20 protein-coding genes are annotated in these 20,346 nt (G+C 66.7%); 4 read left to right on the forward strand and 16 right to left on the reverse strand.

The genetic code is table 11. The features are described 5' to 3' along the window. Nucleotides 1-132: 132 nt before the first annotated feature. Nucleotides 133-1,062: a neutral zinc metallopeptidase gene (locus DK926_RS06080; protein ID WP_114329731.1), complete on the forward strand. Its 930-nt coding sequence runs from the start codon at nt 133-135 to the stop codon at nt 1,060-1,062. Between the two features lie 4 nt (nt 1,063-1,066). On the opposite strand, the gene DK926_RS06085 is transcribed toward DK926_RS06080, so the two are convergent. After that, complete coding sequence (locus DK926_RS06085) at nt 1,067-2,098, reverse strand: Rv2578c family radical SAM protein (protein ID WP_114329606.1); 1,032 nt, start codon at nt 2,096-2,098, stop codon at nt 1,067-1,069. Nucleotides 2,099-2,206: 108 nt separating this feature from the next. Here DK926_RS06085 and DK926_RS06090 point away from each other — a divergent pair, with 108 nt between their 5' ends. After that, entirely contained in the window at nt 2,207-2,674 is a 468-nt protein-coding gene (locus DK926_RS06090) for a DUF3237 family protein (protein ID WP_068424346.1), read from the forward strand. A 5-nt stretch (nt 2,675-2,679) separates the two neighbouring features. On the opposite strand, the gene DK926_RS06095 is transcribed toward DK926_RS06090, so the two are convergent. The 3 genes from DK926_RS06095 to DK926_RS06105 are packed head-to-tail and all read right to left on the reverse strand — an operon-like array spanning nt 2,680 to nt 5,274. After that, nucleotides 2,680-3,318, reverse strand: coding sequence for a hypothetical protein (locus tag DK926_RS06095; protein WP_114329608.1), 639 nt, complete (start codon nt 3,316-3,318; stop codon nt 2,680-2,682). Further along, the gene (gene hisS, locus DK926_RS06100; RefSeq protein WP_114329732.1) at nt 3,308-4,579 is read right to left on the reverse strand and encodes a histidine--tRNA ligase; all 1,272 of its coding nucleotides are present in this window, start codon (nt 4,577-4,579) and stop codon (nt 3,308-3,310) included. Before hisS ends, DK926_RS06095 begins: the two co-directional genes overlap by 11 nt. A gap of 2 nt (nt 4,580-4,581) precedes the next feature. After that, nucleotides 4,582-5,274, reverse strand: a complete 693-nt coding sequence (locus DK926_RS06105) for an MBL fold metallo-hydrolase (RefSeq protein ID WP_114329610.1) — start codon at nt 5,272-5,274, stop codon at nt 4,582-4,584. Nucleotides 5,275-5,583: 309 nt separating this feature from the next. Here DK926_RS06105 and DK926_RS06110 point away from each other — a divergent pair, with 309 nt between their 5' ends. Together DK926_RS06110 and DK926_RS06115 are read left to right on the forward strand one after the other, a co-directional pair. Further along, nucleotides 5,584-6,447, forward strand: coding sequence for a peptidylprolyl isomerase (locus DK926_RS06110; protein ID WP_114329612.1), 864 nt, complete (start codon nt 5,584-5,586; stop codon nt 6,445-6,447). Then, on the forward strand, nt 6,447-7,247 hold the full coding sequence (locus DK926_RS06115) for a peptidylprolyl isomerase (RefSeq protein WP_114329614.1): 801 nt from the start codon (nt 6,447-6,449) through the stop codon (nt 7,245-7,247). Before DK926_RS06110 ends, DK926_RS06115 begins: the two co-directional genes overlap by 1 nt. A 62-nt stretch (nt 7,248-7,309) precedes the next feature. Here the strand turns inward: DK926_RS06115 and DK926_RS06120 are convergent, their stop codons facing one another. The 12 genes from DK926_RS06120 to DK926_RS06175 form a co-directional block, all read right to left on the reverse strand. Continuing rightward, nucleotides 7,310-9,685, reverse strand: a complete 2,376-nt coding sequence (locus tag DK926_RS06120; RefSeq protein ID WP_114329616.1) for a RelA/SpoT family protein — start codon at nt 9,683-9,685, stop codon at nt 7,310-7,312. A gap of 73 nt (nt 9,686-9,758) precedes the next feature. Continuing rightward, nucleotides 9,759-10,313 carry an adenine phosphoribosyltransferase gene (locus DK926_RS06125; RefSeq protein ID WP_068424358.1) on the reverse strand — a complete coding sequence of 185 codons (555 nt, stop codon included), beginning with the start codon at nt 10,311-10,313 and terminating at the stop codon, nt 9,759-9,761. After that, entirely contained in the window at nt 10,310-11,995 is a 1,686-nt protein-coding gene (locus tag DK926_RS06130) for an ABC transporter substrate-binding protein (protein WP_243636672.1), read from the reverse strand. Before DK926_RS06130 ends, DK926_RS06125 begins: the two co-directional genes overlap by 4 nt. A 26-nt stretch (nt 11,996-12,021) precedes the next feature. Next, complete coding sequence (gene secF / locus DK926_RS06135; protein WP_114329620.1) at nt 12,022-13,209, reverse strand: protein translocase subunit SecF; 1,188 nt, start codon at nt 13,207-13,209, stop codon at nt 12,022-12,024. 1 nt (nt 13,210) lies between these two features. Continuing rightward, a complete protein-coding gene (secD, locus tag DK926_RS06140) occupies nt 13,211-14,938 on the reverse strand; it encodes a protein translocase subunit SecD (RefSeq protein ID WP_207890753.1) in 1,728 nt (575 codons plus the stop codon). A 122-nt stretch (nt 14,939-15,060) separates the two neighbouring features. Further along, on the reverse strand, nt 15,061-15,456 hold the full coding sequence (gene yajC / locus DK926_RS06145; protein WP_114329624.1) for a preprotein translocase subunit YajC: 396 nt from the start codon (nt 15,454-15,456) through the stop codon (nt 15,061-15,063). 160 nt (nt 15,457-15,616) lie between these two features. Beyond that, nucleotides 15,617-16,693 carry a Holliday junction branch migration DNA helicase RuvB gene (gene ruvB, locus DK926_RS06150; protein WP_114329627.1) on the reverse strand — a complete coding sequence of 359 codons (1,077 nt, stop codon included), beginning with the start codon at nt 16,691-16,693 and terminating at the stop codon, nt 15,617-15,619. Further along, complete coding sequence (ruvA, locus tag DK926_RS06155; RefSeq protein ID WP_114329629.1) at nt 16,690-17,295, reverse strand: Holliday junction branch migration protein RuvA; 606 nt, start codon at nt 17,293-17,295, stop codon at nt 16,690-16,692. The genes ruvB and ruvA overlap by 4 nt, the downstream gene beginning before the upstream one ends. Continuing rightward, on the reverse strand, nt 17,292-17,909 hold the full coding sequence (gene ruvC, locus DK926_RS06160; RefSeq protein WP_114329631.1) for a crossover junction endodeoxyribonuclease RuvC: 618 nt from the start codon (nt 17,907-17,909) through the stop codon (nt 17,292-17,294). The genes ruvA and ruvC overlap by 4 nt, the downstream gene beginning before the upstream one ends. A 92-nt stretch (nt 17,910-18,001) precedes the next feature. After that, nucleotides 18,002-18,757, reverse strand: a complete 756-nt coding sequence (locus DK926_RS06165) for a YebC/PmpR family DNA-binding transcriptional regulator (RefSeq protein ID WP_068424375.1) — start codon at nt 18,755-18,757, stop codon at nt 18,002-18,004. Between the two features lie 91 nt (nt 18,758-18,848). After that, nucleotides 18,849-19,451, reverse strand: coding sequence for a pyridoxal 5'-phosphate synthase glutaminase subunit PdxT (gene pdxT / locus DK926_RS06170; RefSeq protein WP_114329633.1), 603 nt, complete (start codon nt 19,449-19,451; stop codon nt 18,849-18,851). Continuing rightward, a complete protein-coding gene (locus DK926_RS06175) occupies nt 19,448-20,299 on the reverse strand; it encodes an acyl-CoA thioesterase II (protein WP_068424381.1) in 852 nt (283 codons plus the stop codon). The genes pdxT and DK926_RS06175 overlap by 4 nt, the downstream gene beginning before the upstream one ends. Nucleotides 20,300-20,346: the final 47 nt, after the last annotated feature.

Below are 20,346 nucleotides of genomic sequence, written 5' to 3' on the forward strand. Positions count from 1 at the left end.
TCGTCGAGTACCGATCCTACGGAGACACGTGCCCGGACCGGAAACGGATACCTCGCCCGCATGGGAAGCTGCTACTCGACCGACGGTTCATCCGACTCCGTCGGGGCACGGACTCCGCGAGAGGATTGGGCGATGACGTTCAGAGAAGGCGCCAGGATGCAGCCCGGCCGCGTGTCGGTCGGCGGCGGCGGTGGCGGCCGCGGAGGCAAGATCGCACTCGGCGGTGGTGCAGGCGGACTCGTCATCCTGGTGCTCGCACTGCTGTTCGGCGGCGACCCCGGCTCGCTGCTCGGCCAGCTCAGCGGATCGGCCGACAACTCGGGCCAGTACGAGTCGGGAGCGGGCACACTCGAGAACTGCGAGACCGGCGCCGACGCGAATGCGAACGTCGATTGCCGCGTCAACTTCACCGTCGGCAGCCTCGACACCGTCTGGGAATCGCAGCTACAGCCGCAGACCGGAGTCGCGTACGTCCAGCCCGCGGTGCGTCTGTTCTCCGGCTCGACCAACACCGGCTGCGGAAACGCCACGAGCGCCGTCGGCCCGTTCTACTGCCCCGCCGACTCCACCGCGTACTTCGACACGAGCTTCTTCCAGGTTCTCGTCGACCGCTTCGGATCCAGCGGTGGCCCGCTGGCGCAGGAGTACGTCGTCGCCCACGAGGTCGGCCACCACATCCAGAACCAACTCGGCGACATCGGCCGCGCTCAGGCGGATCCGCAGGGTGCGGAATCGGGCGCGGTGCGCGTCGAACTGCAGGCCGACTGCTACGCAGGGATCTGGGCGCACCACGCCGCCGTCATCGATGATCCGAGCACCGGCGAGCCGTTCCTCGAACCCCTCACCGACGACGACATCCGGGACGCGCTGTCCGCGGCGTCGTCGGTCGGCGACGACCGAATCCAGCAGGCATCGAGCGGACGCGTCAACCCCGAGGGGTGGACGCACGGCTCGTCCGAGCAGCGTCAGCAGTGGTTCCTGGCCGGCTACCGCACCGGCCAGGTAGCCGCGTGCGACACGTTTTCCGCGCGTGACCTCGATGCGCCTCCGGCTCTGAGATGACGCGTCAGAACAGAGTCAACGCGGGCGTGCGGGCGTCCGCTGCCCGGTCCGGATCCGCCGGCACGTTCTCGGGCATCGACCGGGACTCTCCGACGCCGAAGCCGTGCTCGTCGAGCAGAGGGTCGATGCGCTGACGCAGCCATGCCTTGTATTCGGGCGTGACGTAGGCGCCGTGGCCGTACAGCTGTCGGTACCGACGCACCAGCGCGGGATGCTGCTCGGCGAGCCACGACAGGAACCAGTCCTTCGTGGACGACCGCAGATGCATCGGCATCGCGGAGACGGACGTGGCGCCTGCGTCGGCGAGCGCGCCGATCAACGCGTCGAGTTGACGGGCACCGTCGGTGAGGAACGGAATGACGGGCGCCACCAGGACACCGCACGTCAGTCCCGCGTCGCGCACTGCCCGAATCAGGTCGAGCCGCGCCCGCGGACTCGGTGTCCCCGGTTCGAGTTGCTTCTGCAGATCCGCGTCGTGGATGGCCAGACTGACGTTGACGCGCACCTCGACCTGCTGCGAGGCAAGCGTCAGCAACGGGAGGTCACGTCGCAACAACGTGCCCTTGGTGAGAATCGAGAACGGTGTGCCGGACTCCGCGAGCGCGCGAATGATGCCGGGCATCAACCGATACCGGCCCTCTGCACGCTGATACGGATCGGTGTTGGTTCCGAGCGCAACCGGCTCTCGCTTCCACGACTTGCGTGCGAGTTCCTTGCGGAGCACCGCGGCAATGTTGGTCTTGACGACGATCTGAGTGTCGAAATCCGTTCCGGCATCGAGATCGAGGTACTCGTGCGTCGGCCGAGCGAAGCAGTAGCGGCACGCGTGCGAGCACCCGCGCGCCGGATTGACGGTCCACGTGAACGGAAGCGACGCGTCACCGCTGATCTTGTTGAGCGCACTCTTGCACAGCACCTCGTGGAACGTGATGCCCTCGAACTCGGGTGTCTGTACGCTGCGCACCAGACCCGACCGCTCCAGACCGGGAAGCGCGCCCTCGTCGGCGGCGTCGAGCGTCTGACCGGACCATCGCATGCCCAATAGTCGAACATGTGTTCTAGGCCGTGTCAAGACGCCACGGGTCACGACGGGAAGATAGCGTGTACCCGATCCCTTTCGTCGCCCCGAGGAGCGTTCCCCCACGTGTCTGCACCCATCGCGCCCACTCTCGAACCCATTCTCCGCCTTGGCCTGACGCTCGGCGTTCCGATCGACGTCGGCAGCGTTCCCGGCGGTGCGCGCGTCGTGACTCCGATCCTCGGCGGTGCTGCCCCTGGCCCGGACATCGAAGGGACACTTGCGGGTTCGGCGTCCGTCGTGGGAGTGACACGCCCGGACGGCTGCACCGAATTCAGTGCCGAGCTGACGTTGGAACTGACCGACGGCGGTTATCTGTCGCTGACGTACCGGGGCTTTCAGTTCGGGCCTGCCGAGGTGATCGAATCACTGAACGGGACCGAGGAAGTCGACCCCGCGACCTACTACTTCCGCGGCACACTCGACATCGCGACGTCGGTGCCGCAGTTCACTTACTTGAACCGTGCTCTCGTGGTGACGTCGGGCACGAGGTCGGCCGAATCCGTTGTCCTCGACGCCTTTCTGGTGACGTAGACCCGTCAGCTCGACAAGCCCGCCACTTCACGATCGGTGAGGGTGGCCATCGGCGTCCGCCCGGCTTTCCTCACCAGTTCGATCGCACGGTACAGCGGGCGTTCGTTCAGGCCCGCGTCCCGTGCCTCCGCCTTGAGTTGGTCGACGAGGACCGACGCGACCGCAGCCGCGGGAACCAGCTCGCTCGTCCACAACGCGTCGGCGAGCGCTCGCAGAGACAGGATCGGCAGCTCGCGGCCGCCGCCCTGGGTGTAGAGAGCGAGCGGGATCGAGACGCGAGTTCGCCCGTCGTACAGGCGAAGCGAGATCTGATCGATACGCGCGGTGCGTACCTGGACCTCCGCCGAGACGAGCGTCGGTACGTCGAGCGCCCGCGTGCGGACGGCCCCACGCGCATGCAGGGTCGTGCCGTCGAGCCACAGGCGTCGACGCAGCCCCACCCACGCCGAACCCGCTGCCGGGACCGCGACCACGACGCCGAGGACGACCGCGACCGCAACGGGCAGAAAGAAACTCGCGATCACGGCGAGCAGGACGCCGACGACGACTGCGCCGACGGCCACCTTGCGTAGGCGTGGCGCGATCAATTCGGCCGGTACGAGATCTAGGTCGACGTGATCGGCGCCCCTGCCGTCAGCCGGCAAGTTCGGCCTCCAACACGGCGACGACGTCGGCCAGCGGCGTTTCTTTTTGCTCACCGGTCGACAGATCCTTGACGACCACGACGCGTTCGGCCAATTCCTTGTCGCCCAGAACCAACGCGTAGCGCGCGCCGGACCGGTCGGCGGCCTTCATCGCACCCTTGACTCCGCGGTTGCCGTACGCCAGATCGACGCTGATGTTCTTGGTCCGCAGCTGTCCGGCGATCGCCACGAGCTGAGCCTTCGCGTCGGTTCCGAGCGGCACTCCGAACACCTCGCAACGCGCCGCGGAACCGGCCGACTTGCCCTCGGCTGCGAGAGCGAGCATGGTGCGGTCGACGCCGAGCCCGAAACCGATACCCGACAACTCCTGACCGCCGAGCTGGGCCATCAGCCCGTCGTAACGGCCGCCGCCCCCGATGCCGGACTGCGCCCCGAGGCCGTCGTGGACGAATTCGAACGTCGTCTTGGTGTAGTAGTCCAGGCCGCGGACCATACGCGGATTGACGACGTACGGAACCTTCAACGCGTCCAGGTGTCCGAGGACCTCGTCGAAGTGCGCCTTGGCGGCCTCGGACAGGTGATCGAGCATGAGCGGTGCGTCGGCGGTCATCTCACGGACGTCGGGCCGCTTGTCGTCCAGCACGCGCAACGGGTTGATCTCGGCGCGCTTACGCGTCTCCGGGTCGAGCGGAAGCGCGAACAGGAACTGCTGCAACAGCTCTCGATACTGCGGTCGGCACGTGTCGTCGCCGAGCGAGGTGATCTCCAGCCGGAAGTCGGTCAGCCCGAGGCTGCGGAATCCCGCGTCGGCGACGGCGACGACCTCGGCGTCGAGTGCGGGGTCGTCGACGCCGATGGCCTCCACGCCGACCTGCTGCAGCTGTCGGTAGCGACCTGCCTGCGGACGTTCGTACCGGAAGAACGGCCCTGCGTACGCGAGCTTGACGGGGAGCACGCCGCGATCGAGTCCGTGCTCGATGACCGCACGCATCACGCCCGCTGTTCCCTCGGGGCGCAGGGTGACGGACCGGTCACCGCGGTCCGCGAACGTGTACATCTCCTTGCTCACGACGTCCGTCGACTCGCCGACGCCGCGAGCGAACAATCCGGTGTCCTCGAATATCGGCAGTTCGATGTGTCCGTATCCGGCGTTGCGGGCTGCATTCAGCAGTCCCTCGCGGACGGCGACGAACTCGGCCGAGTTCGGAGGAACGTAGTCGGGAATGCCCTTGGGCGCAGAGAACGTAGACGGCTTGCTCACGGTCACAGTGTTCCTTGTTCGGGGCCGGACAGTCCAACGAGGAAGGGGTTCGACGCCCGTTCCTGGCCGATCGTGCTCTGACCGCCATGGCCGGGCAGGATCACCGTCTCGTCGGCCAGCGGCAACAGTGTGGTCGCGATCGAGGCGAGCAGTTGCTCGTGGTTGCCGCCAGGCAGGTCGGTGCGCCCGATCGAACCCGCGAACAACGTGTCTCCCGTCAACGCGATCGTTGCCGTGCCGTCCGGGGTGTCGACGTCGGTCGTGAAGACGACCGATCCCTGCGTGTGCCCCGGCGTGTGCAGAACCTCGAACGTGATGCCCGCGAGCTCGAGTGTGGAACCTCCGACCAGATTCTCGACCGTCTCGGGCTCGTGGAACTCCGCGTCGCCCAACAGCGCGGCGAGCGTCGGACCTGTCCCGCGCAGCGGATCGGACAGCATGTAGCGGTCGTCGTCGTGGATGTAGGCCGGGACACCGAACTTGGCGCACACCGGTGCGACCGACCACGTGTGATCGAGATGACCGTGCGTCAACAGCACCGCGACCGGCGTAATCGACGACGAGTTCAAGAACTCGATCAACGGTTCCGCAGCATCCTGCCCGGGATCGACGACGACGCATTCGGTCGCATCGTCCTGCGCGAGGATGTAGCAGTTGGTCTGGAACATCCCCGCCGGGAATCCGGTGACGAGCACAGCACTAGCTCCTAAGGGTTGCGGCCAGGTAGTTCGTCCACAGTAATCCGGTCGTTCCTGCAGGCTCCACTCCGGCACTCTTGGGTCGTTCCTGCAGGCTCCACTCCGGCACTCTCGGGTCGTTCCTGCAGGCTCCACTCCGGCACTCTCGGGTCGTTCCTGCAGGCTCCACTCCGGCACTCTCGGGTCGTTCCTGCAGGCTCCACTCCGGCACTGTGCGCCGGTGATGCCCGTCAGTCACTTCTCAGGAAGTAATGGCACACTCACTCACGGCCGGTTTCGGCCCTGGACGAGCAGGAGGATACCGAAGTGCCCAGCAACGAGCAGCGGCGTGAGGCGGCGAAAAGGAAACTCGAGCGGCAGCTCGAACGCCGTGCCGAGCGTGCGAAGAAGCGCAAGCAGCTGACGATCGCAGGATCCGTACTGGGCGTCGTCGTTGTGGTCGGAGCGGTCGCCGTGGTGTTCGCGTTGACCCGAGGCGGCGACGACGAGTCGGAGACCACCACCGCGTCCGCCACGCCGTCCTCGGACACGCTCATCGCCGACGGCCGGTCCGAGCCGCTGCCCGACACCGTGACCTGCGCCTACCCTGCGTCGGCACAGCCCGCGGCGAAGGAGAACACTCCCCCTCGCACCGACGGCGTTCCGACGTCGGACGAACCGCTGAGCTACAGCATGGCGACGTCGCAGGGCAACATCGGCCTGACGCTGAACAACCCGCAGTCCCCGTGCACCGTGAACAGCTTCGTGTCCCTGGCCAACCAGGGCTACTTCGACGGCACCTCGTGCCACCGACTGACGACGAGCTCCTCGCTGAGCGTGCTCCAGTGCGGTGACCCGGCCGGCACCGGAATGGGCGGCCCCGGATACGAATTCGCGGACGAGTTTCCCGCCGACCAATTCGCCGAGGGCGACCCGGCAGCCGACGAGCCGATCACGTACCCCCGTGGCACCATCGCGATGGCCAATGCCGGACCCGGCACCAACGGCAGTCAGTTCTTCCTGGTGTACGGCGACTCGACGCTTCCTCCCGCGTACACAGTGTTCGGCACCATCGACGAGACGGGACTGCAGACGTTGGACAAGATCGCAGCCGCAGGCGTGGAAGGCGGCGCCCAGGACGGCAAGCCCGCGCAGCCCGTGGAGATCACGTCGATGGTGAGTGACCTGTGATGCGCCGTACCTCGCCCGCAGTCCTCGTCGGCGCAGCCGCCGTCGCCCTTCTCGTGGCCGGCTGCTCGTCCGACGGTTCCGGCACCGCGTCGTCGACGACGTCCGGGTCGGTCGGCTCGACCACCTCGGCCGCGCCGACGACGGAGCAGCAGCTCGACCTCAGCCGGTTCGGCGCTCTGCCCGCTGTTCCGTCACCCGAGGCGTCGACGACGACGTGCGACTACCCGGAGGCGACGCCCGCCATCAAGGACAACACCCCGCCGGCGACCGACGGGGTGTCGACGCAAGGCACCGTCGACGTCGCGATCACGACGAGCCAAGGCCCGATCCAGCTGGTTCTCGACCGCGGCGAAGCTCCGTGCACTGTCAACAGTTTCACCAGTCTTGCGACGCAGAGCTACTTCGACGACACGACCTGCCACCGGCTGACCACGACGCCGGGACTGGAAGTTCTGCAGTGCGGTGACCCGTCCGGGCAGGGCAACCGCGGACCGGGCTACGAGTTCGCGAACGAATACCCGACCACGGCGTATCCCGTCGGAGATCCCGCGTCGTCGCAGCCGGTCGTGTACCCGCGTGGCACCGTCGCGATGGCGAACGCCGGTCCGGACACGAACGGAAGCCAGTTCTTCCTCGTCTACGCGGATTCGGTGCTGCCGCCGCAGTACACCGTGTTCGGCACGATCTCCGAGGAAGGACTCGCCACGCTCGACAAGGTCGCAGCCGCGGGCGTCGCGACCCCCGGTGGAGACGGTGCGCCGAACGCCGAGGTCACGCTCGAGACGGTAGTCGCGCAGTAGCGCCACGTGAGTGCGAATGTACAGCGGGCTGTACATTCGCACTCACGGGCGGCGACGCCGCCTTACGCCGCCGACGTGAGCCGGTAGACGTCGTAGACGCCTTCGACGTTGCGTACGACGTTCAACACGTGGCCCAGGTGCTTCGGGTCGCCCATTTCGAACGTGAACTTACTGATCGCGACGCGATCGCCCGACGTCGCCACCGACGCCGACAGGATGTTGACCTTCTCGTCCGCCAACGCCTTCGTCACGTCGGACAGAAGCCGATGCCGGTCGAGCGCCTCGATCTGAATCGCCACCAGGAACACCGACGACGCCGACGGAGCCCACTGCACGTCGATGAATCGTTCCGACTGCTCACCGAGCGACTTCGCGTTGGTGCAGTCGGTCCGGTGCACACTCACCGAACCTCCTCGCGTCACGAAGCCGAGAATTTCGTCACCGGGCACCGGGGTGCAGCACTTGGCGAGTTTGGCGACGACGCCCTCGGTACCGGACACCAGCACGCCCGCATCGCCGACGTGACGCGGCCGCGTCGGAATGGTCGACGGCGTTGCCCTCTCGGCCAACTGCTCCTCGACGTCACCGACCCCGCCCAGGTGCGCGACGAGCCGCTGGACGACGTGTTGCGCGGACACGTGACTCTCGCCGACAGCCGTGTACAGCGCCGATACGTCGACGTAGCGCAGTTCGTGAGCGATGGTCGACATCGACTCGGCATTCATCAACCGCTGCAACGGAAGACCGCCGCGGCGGACCTCCTTGGCGATCGCGTCCTTGCCTGCTTCGAGTGCTTCCTCGCGGCGCTCCTTCGCGAACCACTGGCGGATCTTCGTCTTCGCGCGCGGCGAGACGACGAACCCCTGCCAGTCACGGCTCGGCCCGGCGTTGACGGCCTTCGACGTGAAGACCTCGACGACCTCACCGTTGTCGAGCGTGCGTTCCAAGGCGACGAGTCTGCCGTTGACGCGGGCGCCGATACAACGGTGCCCGACCTCGGTGTGCACGGCGTACGCGAAGTCCACCGGACAGGACCCGGCGGGCAGCGTCACGACGTCGCCCTTCGGCGTGAAGACGAAGATCTCCTTGACCGCGAGGTCGTAGCGCAATGATTCGAGGAACTCGCCCGGGTCGGCGGCTTCACGCTGCCAGTCGAGCAACTGACGCATCCACGCCATGTCGTCGACCTCGGCGTTGTCGCTGCCGTGCTTGCCGCGTGTCTCCTTGTAGCGCCAATGCGCGGCGATGCCGAACTCGGCCGTCCTGTGCATGTCGCGGGTGCGAATCTGCACTTCGAGCGGCTTGCCCTCCGGACCGACGACGGTGGTGTGCAACGACTGGTAGACCCCGTACCGCGGCTGCGCGATGTAGTCCTTGAACCGGCCTGCCATCGGCTGCCACAGCGAGTGCACGACGCCGACCGCGGCGTAACAGTCGCGAATTTCGTCGCACAGGATGCGAACGCCGACGAGATCGTGGATGTCGTCGAAGTCGCGCCCCTTGACGATCATCTTCTGGTAGATCGACCAGTAGTGCTTGGGACGCCCCTCGACCGCGGCACTGATGCGCGACGCGGACAGCGACGCGTTGATCTCGGCACGCACCTTCTCGAGATAGGTGTCCCTCGACGGCGCCCGATCTGCGACCAGGCGGACGATCTCGTCGTACTTCTTGGGGTGCAGGATCGCGAACGCGAGGTCCTCGAGTTCCCACTTGACCGTCGCCATGCCGAGGCGATGCGCGAGCGGCGCGATGACCTCCAGCGTCTCCTTGGCCTTGCGCGCCTGCTTCTCCGGCGGCAGGAACCGCATCGTGCGCATGTTGTGCAACCGGTCGGCGACCTTGATGACGAGCACACGCGGGTCGCGGGCCATGGCGATGATCATCTTGCGGATGGTTTCGCCCTCGGCCGCGGACCCGAGAACGACCTTGTCCAGCTTGGTGACGCCGTCGACCAGGTGCGCGACCTCTTCGCCGAACTCGTCGGTCAGCTGAGTCAGCGAATACCCGGTGTCCTCGACGGTGTCGTGCAGCAGCGCGGCGACGAGCGTCGTCGTGTCCATGCCAAGCTCGGCGAGAATGTTCGCGACGGCGAGCGGATGGGTGATGTACGGATCGCCCGACTTGCGCATCTGCGTCGCATGCCGTTCGTCGGCGACGTCGTACGCCCGCTGCAGCAGCGCGAGATCGGCTTTCGGGTACAACTCCCGGTGCATGGACACCAGCGGCTCTAGCACCGGCTTGACCGCCGTGCTGCGTCCGGCCGTGATGCGACGCGCCAGCCGCGCGCGGACTCGTCTCGACGCCGACGTCGGCACCGCGGGCGTGGTTCTACCGGTTGCCGCCCGAGACGGCGTGGCCTGCTGGTCCCCCGCGTCGTTCTGCTCGGTCTCCGGCCTGGATCGTTCTGGCACGGATCGGTCGACGGAACGGGTCATGTGATCGCCTCCTGCCGCGCTGTCTGCGTCGTGTCGCTCCCGCTTGGAACGCAGTATGGGACAACTTTAGTCCTCACACCTGCTTCAGGCAGGTGACCGGGTACCCCTCACATCGCGAACGTCCACCGAGCGCAGCGATCTCGAGGACGACGGCGGCACCGACGATCTCGGCGCCGCGCCCTCGCAGCAGTTCCGCGGCCGCGGCGATGGTGCCACCGGTGGCCAGCACGTCGTCGACGACGAGAACACGGCGGCCCGAGACATCGATCGCCTCGGGGATCTCCAGTTCGGCTGCGCCGTATTCGAGTTCGTATCGCTGGGACACCACAGGCGGAGGAAGCTTGCCCGCTTTGCGCATGGCCAGAACTCCCGAACCGAGTGCCAACGCCACGCCTGCCCCGAGCAGGAATCCGCGGGCGTCGATACCGGCGACGAGATCGGTGCCCTCGCCCGCGACGGCCAGCTCGTCGATGACGGATGAAAGACCGACGGCGTCGGCGAACACCGGGGTCAGATCGGCGAAACGCACACCCGCGGTCGGGAAGTCGTCCGCCCACCGTACGAGTCGGTCGATGTTCTTCGACGCCGTGCTCTCGGTCGTCACGGACGGGTCGCTGTGTCTACTCACCGATGAAGTATCCACCTGTCCATGTTCCAGCCGATACCCGCGGCCGTCGGATCGACGACGACGTTGCCCATACCGTCGGCCACGGCCGCGGTTCGCGGGGCCGAGAACAGTGGCAACGACGGCATGTCGTTCCACAGAATGTTCTCGCCCTCGGTAGACAGCGCGAGACGCGAGGCATCCGAGGTTTCCACGGACAGTTGGTCGACGATCGCGTCGATACGACCGTTCGCGTAGCCGCCGACGTTGCTGCCCGCACCGCTGTGCAGACTGTCGTGCGCAGTCGCGTCGGACACCGAACCCGCGGCACCGGACGCCGACGCCGTGGAACCGAGAATCGCGTCCACCCCGCCCGTTCGGAGTGCCGTCGGCGAGAACTGCGGTGAACCCGCGTCCTGCACCGTGATTCCGGCCGGTGCGCACGCGGCCGCGATGTCCGCGACGATCTGGGCGCGACGCGAATCCGGCGCGAGGTATCCGATACGGACGGTGAGGCCGTCGATGCCTGCACCGGCGAGTTCGGCCGTCGCCGTGGCGATGTCGGGCTGACGGAACCGGTTCGCCGCCGTCGCCGCCACCGGCGCGTACAGCAGATCGTCGACGCGAACGAGACGCGAATCGACGACGCCCGACCCGACACCGGTCGTCTCGTCGAAACCGGGGTGACCGTAGCTGTCGAACAGGGACTGTCGCGGCGTGCACAGCGCGATCGCCCGGCGCGCAGCCGACGGGGCGAGTGCACCGCTCGTCGCGAACGTCAGTTGCTCGATGCCGGTGGACGGATAGTCGGTACGCGCGAACCCGTCCGACGGGACGTCGTTACCCGCCCCGAGGTCGATCACTTCCAGTTCGCCCTCACCGGCACGAGACTGAATGTCGGTTCCCTTGGGCCACACGACTATCCGATCGGTGGCCGGGGCGATGCCCCACCACTTGTCGTTGGCGACGAGCACGAGACCGCCGTCCGCGGTGTAGGAATCGACTCGATACGGTCCGTTCGACGGCAGCAACGACGTGTCGACCGAGCCGGGCGTCAGATTCCACCCCGTGTTCCAGAATTCGGCGATGCGGCCGACGACGTCGAGGTCGTCCGACGCAATCGGCGCGACGACGTCGGGAACGCCTGCCACCCGGGCTGCGACATGGGCGGGGAGAATATCGGTGGCGCCGAACAGGTTTCGCCAGTCCGAGTACGAACGCCCGGCCCGGAACGTGACCGTGGCTTCCTTGGCTCCTGCGGTGCAGGCGACCTGATCGATGTCCTTGTACCCGGCCGTCGACGCCGCGTCGAACAGTGGCAGATCGTTCTCGCCCGCCACGAAGCGGCCGCTGTTGGCAGCCCACGTCAGCACAAGATCGTCGCACGTCATCGGAACACCGTCGGAGTACACGGCCTGTGGCGCGATCACGTACCGCACCGTCAGCACATCGCCGGGCACGACGGCCGCACTGCCGATGTCGTTGTCCGCCAGCGCTTCTCCCTCGGGCCCCAGGTAGCTGAACCCGGTCTGCACCCGCGGGAACGCTTGTCGCGCACCCGATGCCGCGCCGTCGACGGTGTTCGCGTTGTACGTCGTGACGACGTTGTCGAGCGCGTACCCGATGGACGGAACCTGGTCCTCGGCTGCCGAACAGCCCGCTACGACCGATGCCGTGACGACGGCAGCCACCGCTGCCGTCGTCATGCGCACTACCCCGATCCGTGCGTGCATCAACGCCTCTTCTTGTTCCGCTTTCCGGTCGGCCGCGAACCGGGCGTCGGAGTCACCGACGCGGGAGCCTTGGATGCGACGGCGACGGCAGGCGTCGCTCCCCCGCCGCGCTGGGCCGCCTCGGCGCGCTTGGCCAACACCTTCTTGGTGTGCGCCGCGACCGGACCCCACTTCTCCTTGAACGTGACGAGCAGCGGCGTCGCGAAGAAGATCGACGAGTACGCGCCGACGATCATGCCGACGAGCTGGACGAGGGCCAGGTCCTTCAGCGTTCCGACGCCGAGCAGCCACACCGCCACGATCATCAACGCCAGCACCGGAAGCACACCGATGACGGTCGTGTTGATCGACCTCATCAACGTCTGGTTGACAGCCAGGTTGGCCTGTTCGGCGTAGGTCTTGCGGTTCAGGTGCAGGATGCCGCGAGTGTTCTCCTCGACCTTGTCGAACACGACGACGGAGTCGTACAGCGAGAAACCGAGGATCGTGAGCAGACCGATGACCGTCGCCGGAGTCACCTCGAATCCGACGAGCGAATAGACACCGGCTGTGACCAACAGGTCGAACCCGAGCGCGGCGAGCGCCGCCAACGCCATGTCCCGTTCGTAGCGTATCGAGATGTAGATACTGACGATCACCAGGAACACCACGAGCGCGATCAACGCCTTCTGCGTGATCTGACCACCCCACGTCTCACTGACGTCGGACACGCTGATCGCGTTCGGCGTGGCGGTTCCGCTGCCGTCGACGGGCTGGAACGCGTCGAACAGGGCAGTCTTCACGCTGTCGACCTGGCCTGCGTCGAGGGCCTCGGACCGCACCTGCACGGTGGCCGCGGCGCCGGAACCGACGGTCTGCACCGACACCGGCTCGAAACCGAGCGTGTCGGAGAAGACGGTCTCGACCTGCTCGGTGCTGACATTGTCGGCGGCCGGGAGCTGAATCCTCGTTCCACCCTCGAAGTCGATGCCGAGCGTGAAGCCGCGGAAGACCATGCTCAGAAGGCAGATCAAGACGATCGCACCGGTCAGCAGGTAGTAGAAGCGCCGACGTCCGACGACCTCGAACGCACCGGTACCGGTGTAAAGGCGGTTCAGCCAACCATGATGCGGCTGAGCGTCCTGTGCGACGTCGGCGTCCTTCACGAGCGTCGAACCCTCGACGTCGCTGCGGGGAGAATCTGACATGTCATGCCCCCTTGGTCGGCGCGGCGGCCGCAGTGTCGGGCTTCGGTCGCGCGGCCGCACGTTTGCGTTCCTGCGCGATCTCGGCGACGGCGCCGAGGCCGTTGACCCCGGGCTTGGACCAGAACGTGGACTTGGACGCCAGGTAGACGAGCGGCCACGTGACGAGAACGACGACCACGACGTCGAGGATCGTCGTCAAGCCGAGTGTGAACGCGAATCCACGCACCTGGCCGACAGCGAGCACGTACAGCACAGCGGCGGCGATGAAACTGACCGCGTTACCGGACAGGATCGTCTTGCGGGCGCGAGCCCATCCTCGCGGAACGGCGGACCGGAAGCTGCGTCCCTCGCGAATCTCGTCCTTGATGCGTTCGAAGAACACCACGAACGAGTCGGCGGTCATACCGATGCCGATGATCAGACCGGCGATACCTGCCAAGTCGAGGGTGAAGTTGATCCACCGACCGAGCAGTACCAGGATGCCGTAGACCATCAACCCGGCCAGGACCAGCGACAACGCGGTCAGCAGTCCGAGCGCCCGGTAGTAGATCAAGCAGTACACCAGCACGAGGGCCAGACCGATCGCGCCCGCGATGAGGCCCGCCTCGAGCGATGCGAGTCCGAGAGTCGCGGACACCGTTTCGGCTTCCGACGACGCGAACGACAGCGGCAGCGATCCGTACTTTAGGGTGTTCGCCAACTCGGCCGCGGACTGGGCGGTGAACTGCCCCGTTATCGACGTCGCGCTGCCGGCGGGCGTCGCGCCCTGGATCTGCGGGGCGCTGACGACCTTGGAGTCGAGCGTGAACGCGGCCTGACTACCGATGTTGGCGCCGGTGAACTGCGCCCACGTGGTGCTTCCTTCGGAGTCGAAACTCAGACTGACCTCGTGACGCGACTGCTGTGTGTTGAAACCCGACGTCGCATCCGCGATCTGCTGTCCGTCGATGATGCTCGGGCCGAGGATGTAGACCGCGGTACCGTCCGTGGAGCACGCGACGAGGGGCAGCGCCGGGTCGTCGTTACCCTGCAGCGGGTCGGGCGCGTTGCAGTCGATCGTCGCGGCCGCAGTCTGCTGAACCTGAGGGTCTTCGCTCTGTCGCGAGGCTTTTGCCTCGGCGATCTGTGCGGCAGCCTGCTCGCTCTCGGTGCCTTCGGTCGCGGGCTCCTCGGACGACGTGGTGTCCGCAGCGGGGGCTTCGGGAGAAAGAGTCGGGTCGACTGCGCTCGGGTCCTGAGCCGGGAACGGGCGTCCCTGCGGAACCGAATCGCCTGCAGGCGCCGGTGCCTCGGTCGTCGGCGCGGCCGGAGCCGGCGTCTCGGTCGCAGGCGCCTGCGCGCCGGCCGACGGCTGCAAGGCGCTCTGGACGGGCCGAATGAACAGACGTGCCGTCTGTCCGAGCGATCGAGCCTGCGAGCTGTCGTCGCCGGGAACCGTGATGACCAGGTTGTCGCCGTCGATGACGACCTCGGACCCCGAGACGCCGAGGCCGTTGACGCGCGTCTCGATGATCTGCTGAGCCTGCTTCAGGCTGTCCTGGCTCGGCGCGCTGCCGTCAGGGGTTCGTGCGGTCAAGGTGACGCGCGTGCCGCCCTGCAGGTCGATGCCCAGTTTGGGACTCGGCGACTTGTCTCCGGTGAAGAAGACCAGTGCATACACGGCAGCCATCAGAACCGCGAACACGGCTAGATAGCGACCTGGATGCACCGATCCGCTGGAAGGTGCCACGGTGTGTGATTCTCCTCTGGGCTTTCGGACGGCATGCTGGGTCGGACGAGGGGGACGCGTTCCCCGGCACGCGAAACCGCTGCCGGATCAGGTCCGACAGCGGCGACCGTGCTGGGCCGAGGTCACTCCTTGTCGAGGCGAGGCGTGGTCTGCGAGGTCGTTTCGTCTGCGGGAGCCTGGGGTGCCGGCTTCTCGAGCGACGGAGTGGAGTCACCGATGCCGGACAGGTCGTCGGGCGCGGAGAATTCCTCGTCGCCTTCGGTGTCGGCGGGAAGAACTTCGCGGACGACGGCGCGCGACCACGTGGTGACGATGCCGTCGGCGATTTCGAGGTCGACGGTGTCGTCCTCGACGAGCACGACACGTGCGTACAGCCCGGCGGTGGTGACGACCTCGTCGCCGATCTTCAGCGAATCCTGCAGCGCCTGCGTGTCGGCCATGATTTTCTTCTGCTTGCGGACGTTCAGGAACATCGGTACGAGCAGGGCCACGATCAGGAGCGGGAAGAGCAGTTCCATCTTTACGTCAGTCCTCGAAGTTTCGTAGTACGGGGTGTTCTCGAATGTCATCGGTACGTGCAGTGCGCACGCTCGAACTCCGCAGCGGAGTCCGTGCACGGCCCCCAGTGTGCCATTACCGGGGTCGTCCACTGCTCGGCTCCCACCGATTATCAGCAGATTATTCGAATAGGCCCTGTTGAGGCTCGCTCGCCCGGACCGTGATACCGCCGATGGCGAGATCCGGCGGAGGCACGAGACCCAGGTGCTCCCACGCGGCTGCAGTGGCGACGCGTCCGCGCGGGGTGCGCGCGATCATTCCGGCTCGGACCAGGAACGGCTCGCACACTTCCTCGACCGTCGCAGGTTCTTCGCCGACCGCCACTGCCAGCGTCGACACGCCCACCGGCCCTCCCCCGAAGCTGCGGATCAGCGCGCTGAGCACGGCCCGGTCGAGTCGGTCGAGGCCCAGGTCGTCGACGTCGTAGACCACGAGCGCCGCTTTCGCGGTGTCCTTCGTCACGGTGCCGTCGCCGCGCACGTCGGCGTAGTCGCGGACACGTCGGAGCAGACGGTTGGCGATACGAGGCGTGCCCCTGGACCGTCCCGCGATCTCGGCGCACCCGCCCTTGTCGATCGGGACACCCAGGATTCCGGCCGACCGGAGCAGAATGCGCTCGAGTTCCTCCGGCTCGTAGAAATCCATGTGAGCGACGAAGCCGAACCGGTCTCGCAGCGGGCCGGTCAGTGCGCCGGACCTGGTGGTGGCGCCGACGAGGGTGAACGGCGCGACTTCGAGGGGAATGGACGTGGCGCCGGGGCCTTTGCCGACCACGACGTCGACCCGAAAGTCCTCCATCGCGAGATACAGCATTTCCTCGGCAGGTCGAGCGATGCGGTGGATCTCGTCGATGAACAGAACGTCACCCTCGACGAGGTTGCTGAGCATGGCGGCGAGATCGCCCGCCCGTTCGAGCGCGGGCCCCGACGTCAGGCGCAGGGACGTACCGAGTTCTTGAGCGATGATCATCGCCATCGAGGTCTTGCCGAGACCGGGAGGTCCCGACATCAGAATGTGGTCCGGAGTGCCACCGCGGAGCTTGGCACCGGACAGCACCAGCTGCAGCTGCTCCCGCACACGGGGTTGGCCGATGAAATCCGTCAGCGACTTCGGTCGCAGGCTCGTTTCGATGTCGAGATCGTCCGGGGTGGCCTGGGCGGTCACCTGCGACTCGTCGACGTCGGACTCGTCGGTCATTTGCTCTTGCTCAGGTAGGCCAGAGCCGACCGCAGCGCGGCCGATGTCGACGCGTCGGGCTGCGCGGCGAGAACCGAATCGGTGGCGTCCTCGGCTTGTTTGACGGCGAAGCCGAGTCCCGTGAGCGCTTCGACGATCTGATCACGTACCGGTGAACCGGCGGCGCTCCCGGACGGCAACGGAACACCCGACGATCCGACGATCGCGTCGACCTTGTCGCGCAGCTCGACGATCATGCGTTCGGCGCCGCGCTTGCCGATCCCGGGCACACGCGTCAACGCCGTCACGTTGCTGTCCGCGAGTGCCGTACGCAGCGCATGCGGGTCGAGGACAGCCAACGTCGCCATCGCGATGCGCGGCCCGACGCCGGACACCGTCAACAGCAGCGAGAAGAGGTCACGCGTCTCGTTGTCCGAGAAGCCGTACAGGGTCATCGAGTCCTCGCGGACGATCATCGTGGTCAGCAACCTCGACTCGGCGCCGCGGCTCAACGTTCCGAGAGTCGCGGGCGTCGCGTTGACGCGGTATCCGACGCCCGACGCTTCCAACACGGCGTGATCGAGGGCGATCTCGAGGACTTCGCCGCGTATCGACGCGATCACCGCGCACCTGCCTTTCGTGCCACCTCACGCTCGGCTGCGGACTTGCGTGCCGCACGGGCCTTGCGCTCCTCGGCGAGCCTCGCTTCGTACTTGCGCTTCTGCTCCGCCGCCATCTTCTCGGCCTGTGCCATCCGGGCGATCATCGGAGCCCGCCAACAATGACAGATCCCGAGCGCGAGAGCATCCGCGGCGTCGGCGGGCGTCGGTGCGACCTGCAGGCCGAGAATACGCATCACCATCGCGGTGACCTGCGCCTTGTCGGCGCTTCCGTTACCGGTGACGGCTGCCTTGACCTCACTGGGCGTGTGGAAGCAGACGTCGATGCCGCGTCTGGCGGCGGCGAGGGCGATGACTCCCCCGGCCTGAGCGGTGCCCATCGCCGTCCGCACGTTGTGCTGCGCGAAGACACGTTCGATCGCGACCACGGAGGGCTTGTGTGTGTCGAGCCAGTACTCGGCTGCCTCGGAGATACGGAGAAGACGCTGGGACAGTTCCATGTCCGCGGGAGTGCGGACGACGTCGACGTCGAGCGCGGTGACGCTCCTCCCGGTACCGCCTTCGATCAAACTCAACCCGCAGCGGGTCAAGCCGGGATCGACGCCCATCACACGCACTCTGGCACACCTTCCGCCTACGAACTGTTGTTCGATAGCGTAGCGGAGGGACGCCCGGGCGGGCGTGTGCGACACCCGCCCGGTGCGCCGACCTAGTCGGCGTCGAGTTCGGCCAGCACCTCGTCCGAGATGTCGACGTTGGAGTACACGTTCTGTACGTCGTCGCTGTCCTCGAGCGCGTCGATCAGCTTGAACACCTTGCGTGCGCCGTCCGCGTCGACCGGAACGCTGACCGACGCCTGGAAGCTGGCCTCGGCGGAGTCGTAGTCGATGCCCGCGTCCTGCAGAGCGGTACGGACCGCGACGAGGTCGGTCGGCTCACTGACGATCTCGAACGTGTCACCGTTGTCGTTGACTTCCTCGGCACCGGCGTCGAGCACGGCCATGAGGACGTCGTCCTCGGACTGGCCGTTCTTCTCGAGGGTGACCAGTCCCTTGCGGGAGAACAGATAGGACACCGAACCCGGGTCGGCCATGTTGCCGCCGTTGCGCGTCATCGCGACACGCACCTCGCCGGCTGCGCGGTTGCGGTTGTCGGTGAGGCACTCGATCAGCACCGCGACACCGTTGGGGCCGTAGCCCTCGTACATGATGGTCTGCCAGTCGGCGCCGCCGGCTTCCTCGCCCGCACCGCGCTTGCGTGCCCGCTCGATGTTGTCGTTGGGAACCGACGTCTTCTTCGCCTTCTGAATGGCGTCGTACAGCGTCGGGTTACCCGAGGGGTCTCCACCACCGGTGCGGGCCGCCACCTCGATGTTCTTGATCAGCTTGGCGAACGACTTGCCGCGCTTGGCGTCGATCACAGCCTTCTTGTGCTTGGTGGTGGCCCATTTGGAGTGGCCGCTCATACGATGGAGCCCCTTTCGTACTGCATACAAGTGTCTGCACAGTTTACGCGCGCCCTCGGGCGTCCGACGCCGCGATGGCGGTCGAACCCGATCAGGCCGCTCGGACGAGGTCCACGAACAGCCGGTGCACGCGGCGGTCACCGGTGACCTCGGGGTGGAAGCTGGTCGCCATGACGCTTCCCTGACGCACCGCGACGACGCGCCCCTCGGCTGGGCCGTCGGGGACGGTCGCGAGGACCTCGACGCCGGAACCGACGCGTTCGACCCACGGTGCGCGAATGAAGACCGCGCGGACGGGATCCCCGTCGATGCCGACGACGTCGAGGTCGGTTTCGAAGGAATCGACCTGCCGACCGAACGCGTTGCGTCGAACGGTGATGTCGAGCCCGTCGAGATGCTGTGCGTCGGGCCGAGTGTCGAGTATCTCGCTCGCCAGTAGGATCATGCCCGCGCAGGACCCGTACGCGGGCAAGCCGTCCTTCAACCGGGCTCGGAGTGGTTCGAGCAGGTCGAACACCGAGAGCAGAGTGCTCATGGTGGTCGACTCTCCGCCGGGGACGATCAGACCGTCGACCGCGTCGAGTTCCTCGGGCCTGCGCACCGTGATGCCGTGTGCTCCGCTGGTTTCCAGCGCTGCGAGGTGCTCACGGACGTCGCCCTGCAGCGCCAGAACGCCGATCGTCGGCTCGGTCATCGAGGCGTGAACGGGTCTGTGGCGGATTTGCTCGTGTCACGTTCGAAACGCATCAGACCCTCCTGTACGACGGCCGCGACCATTCGGCCCTGCCGATCGAAGATCCGGCCCTGCGCGAGAGCACGACCGAAATCCGCAGACGGCGACGTCTGGTCGTAGAGCAACCATTCGTCGGCACGGAACGGGCGTAGGAACCACAGCGCGTGATCGAGCGACGCGGTCTGCGTGACGACGTCCGGGTGCGGCACCTTCGCCGAGCCGATGAGCGTCATGTCCGACATGTACGCCAGTGCACAGACATGGAACACCTGGCTGTCCGGCAACCGATCGCGGTAGCGGAACCACACTCGTTGCTGCGCCGCGAAACTCGCATGCTTGTCCTGCTGATCGTCCGGGATACGCCGGATGTCCCACTCCTTCCACTCCGCGTAGAACGAGTGGTCGTAGTCGGGCAGTTCACGCGGATCGGGCAGAGATTCGGGGTCGACGGCACGCGGCATCGTGTCCTGGTGCGAGATGCCGTCGTCGTCGACATGGAAGGACGCCGACATCGTGAAGATGGCCTTGCCGTCCTGGATTCCGGTGACGCGCCGCGTGCAGAACGACCGGCCGTCGCGGATGCGATCCACGAGGTAGATCGTGGGCTCGGTCGGATTCCCCGGTCGAATGAAGTAACCGTGCAGCGAGTGCACCCGGTACTGCTCCTCGACGGTGTTCACTGCGGACACGAGCGCCTGACCGGCGACCTGTCCACCGAAGGTGCGCTGGAGCAGACTCGGGAACGTTCTGCCTCGAAAGATGTCGTTCTCGATGCGCTCTAGTTCGAGAATGTCCTCGATACTGGCCATGGGTCACCTTTCTCTAGCTGCCGAAGAAGGCTAACAAGCAGCCGTAC

The organism is Rhodococcus sp. Eu-32 (assembly GCF_003336925.1).
Classification (GTDB): Bacteria; Actinomycetota; Actinomycetes; order Mycobacteriales; family Mycobacteriaceae; genus Rhodococcoides; species Rhodococcoides kyotonensis_B.

What these genes read in the sequence shown, in the direction of transcription:
- yajC (WP_114329624.1), bottom strand. Translation starts at nt 15,456, where the DNA reads ATGGAACTGCTCTTCCCGCTCCTGATCGTGGCCCTGCTCGTACCGATG.
- DK926_RS06120 (WP_114329616.1), bottom strand. Translation starts at nt 9,685, where the DNA reads ATGACCCGTTCCGTCGACCGATCCGTGCCAGAACGATCCAGGCCGGAG.
- DK926_RS06080 (WP_114329731.1), top strand. Translation starts at nt 133, where the DNA reads ATGACGTTCAGAGAAGGCGCCAGGATGCAGCCCGGCCGCGTGTCGGTC.
- DK926_RS06175 (WP_068424381.1), bottom strand. Translation starts at nt 20,299, where the DNA reads ATGGCCAGTATCGAGGACATTCTCGAACTAGAGCGCATCGAGAACGAC.
- secF (WP_114329620.1), bottom strand. Translation starts at nt 13,209, where the DNA reads ATGTCAGATTCTCCCCGCAGCGACGTCGAGGGTTCGACGCTCGTGAAG.
- DK926_RS06130 (WP_243636672.1), bottom strand. Translation starts at nt 11,995, where the DNA reads ATGACGACGGCAGCGGTGGCTGCCGTCGTCACGGCATCGGTCGTAGCG.
- DK926_RS06165 (WP_068424375.1), bottom strand. Translation starts at nt 18,757, where the DNA reads ATGAGCGGCCACTCCAAATGGGCCACCACCAAGCACAAGAAGGCTGTG.
- pdxT (WP_114329633.1), bottom strand. Translation starts at nt 19,451, where the DNA reads ATGACCGAGCCGACGATCGGCGTTCTGGCGCTGCAGGGCGACGTCCGT.
- DK926_RS06085 (WP_114329606.1), bottom strand. Translation starts at nt 2,098, where the DNA reads ATGCGATGGTCCGGTCAGACGCTCGACGCCGCCGACGAGGGCGCGCTT.
- DK926_RS06115 (WP_114329614.1), top strand. Translation starts at nt 6,447, where the DNA reads ATGCGCCGTACCTCGCCCGCAGTCCTCGTCGGCGCAGCCGCCGTCGCC.
- ruvB (WP_114329627.1), bottom strand. Translation starts at nt 16,693, where the DNA reads ATGACCGACGAGTCCGACGTCGACGAGTCGCAGGTGACCGCCCAGGCC.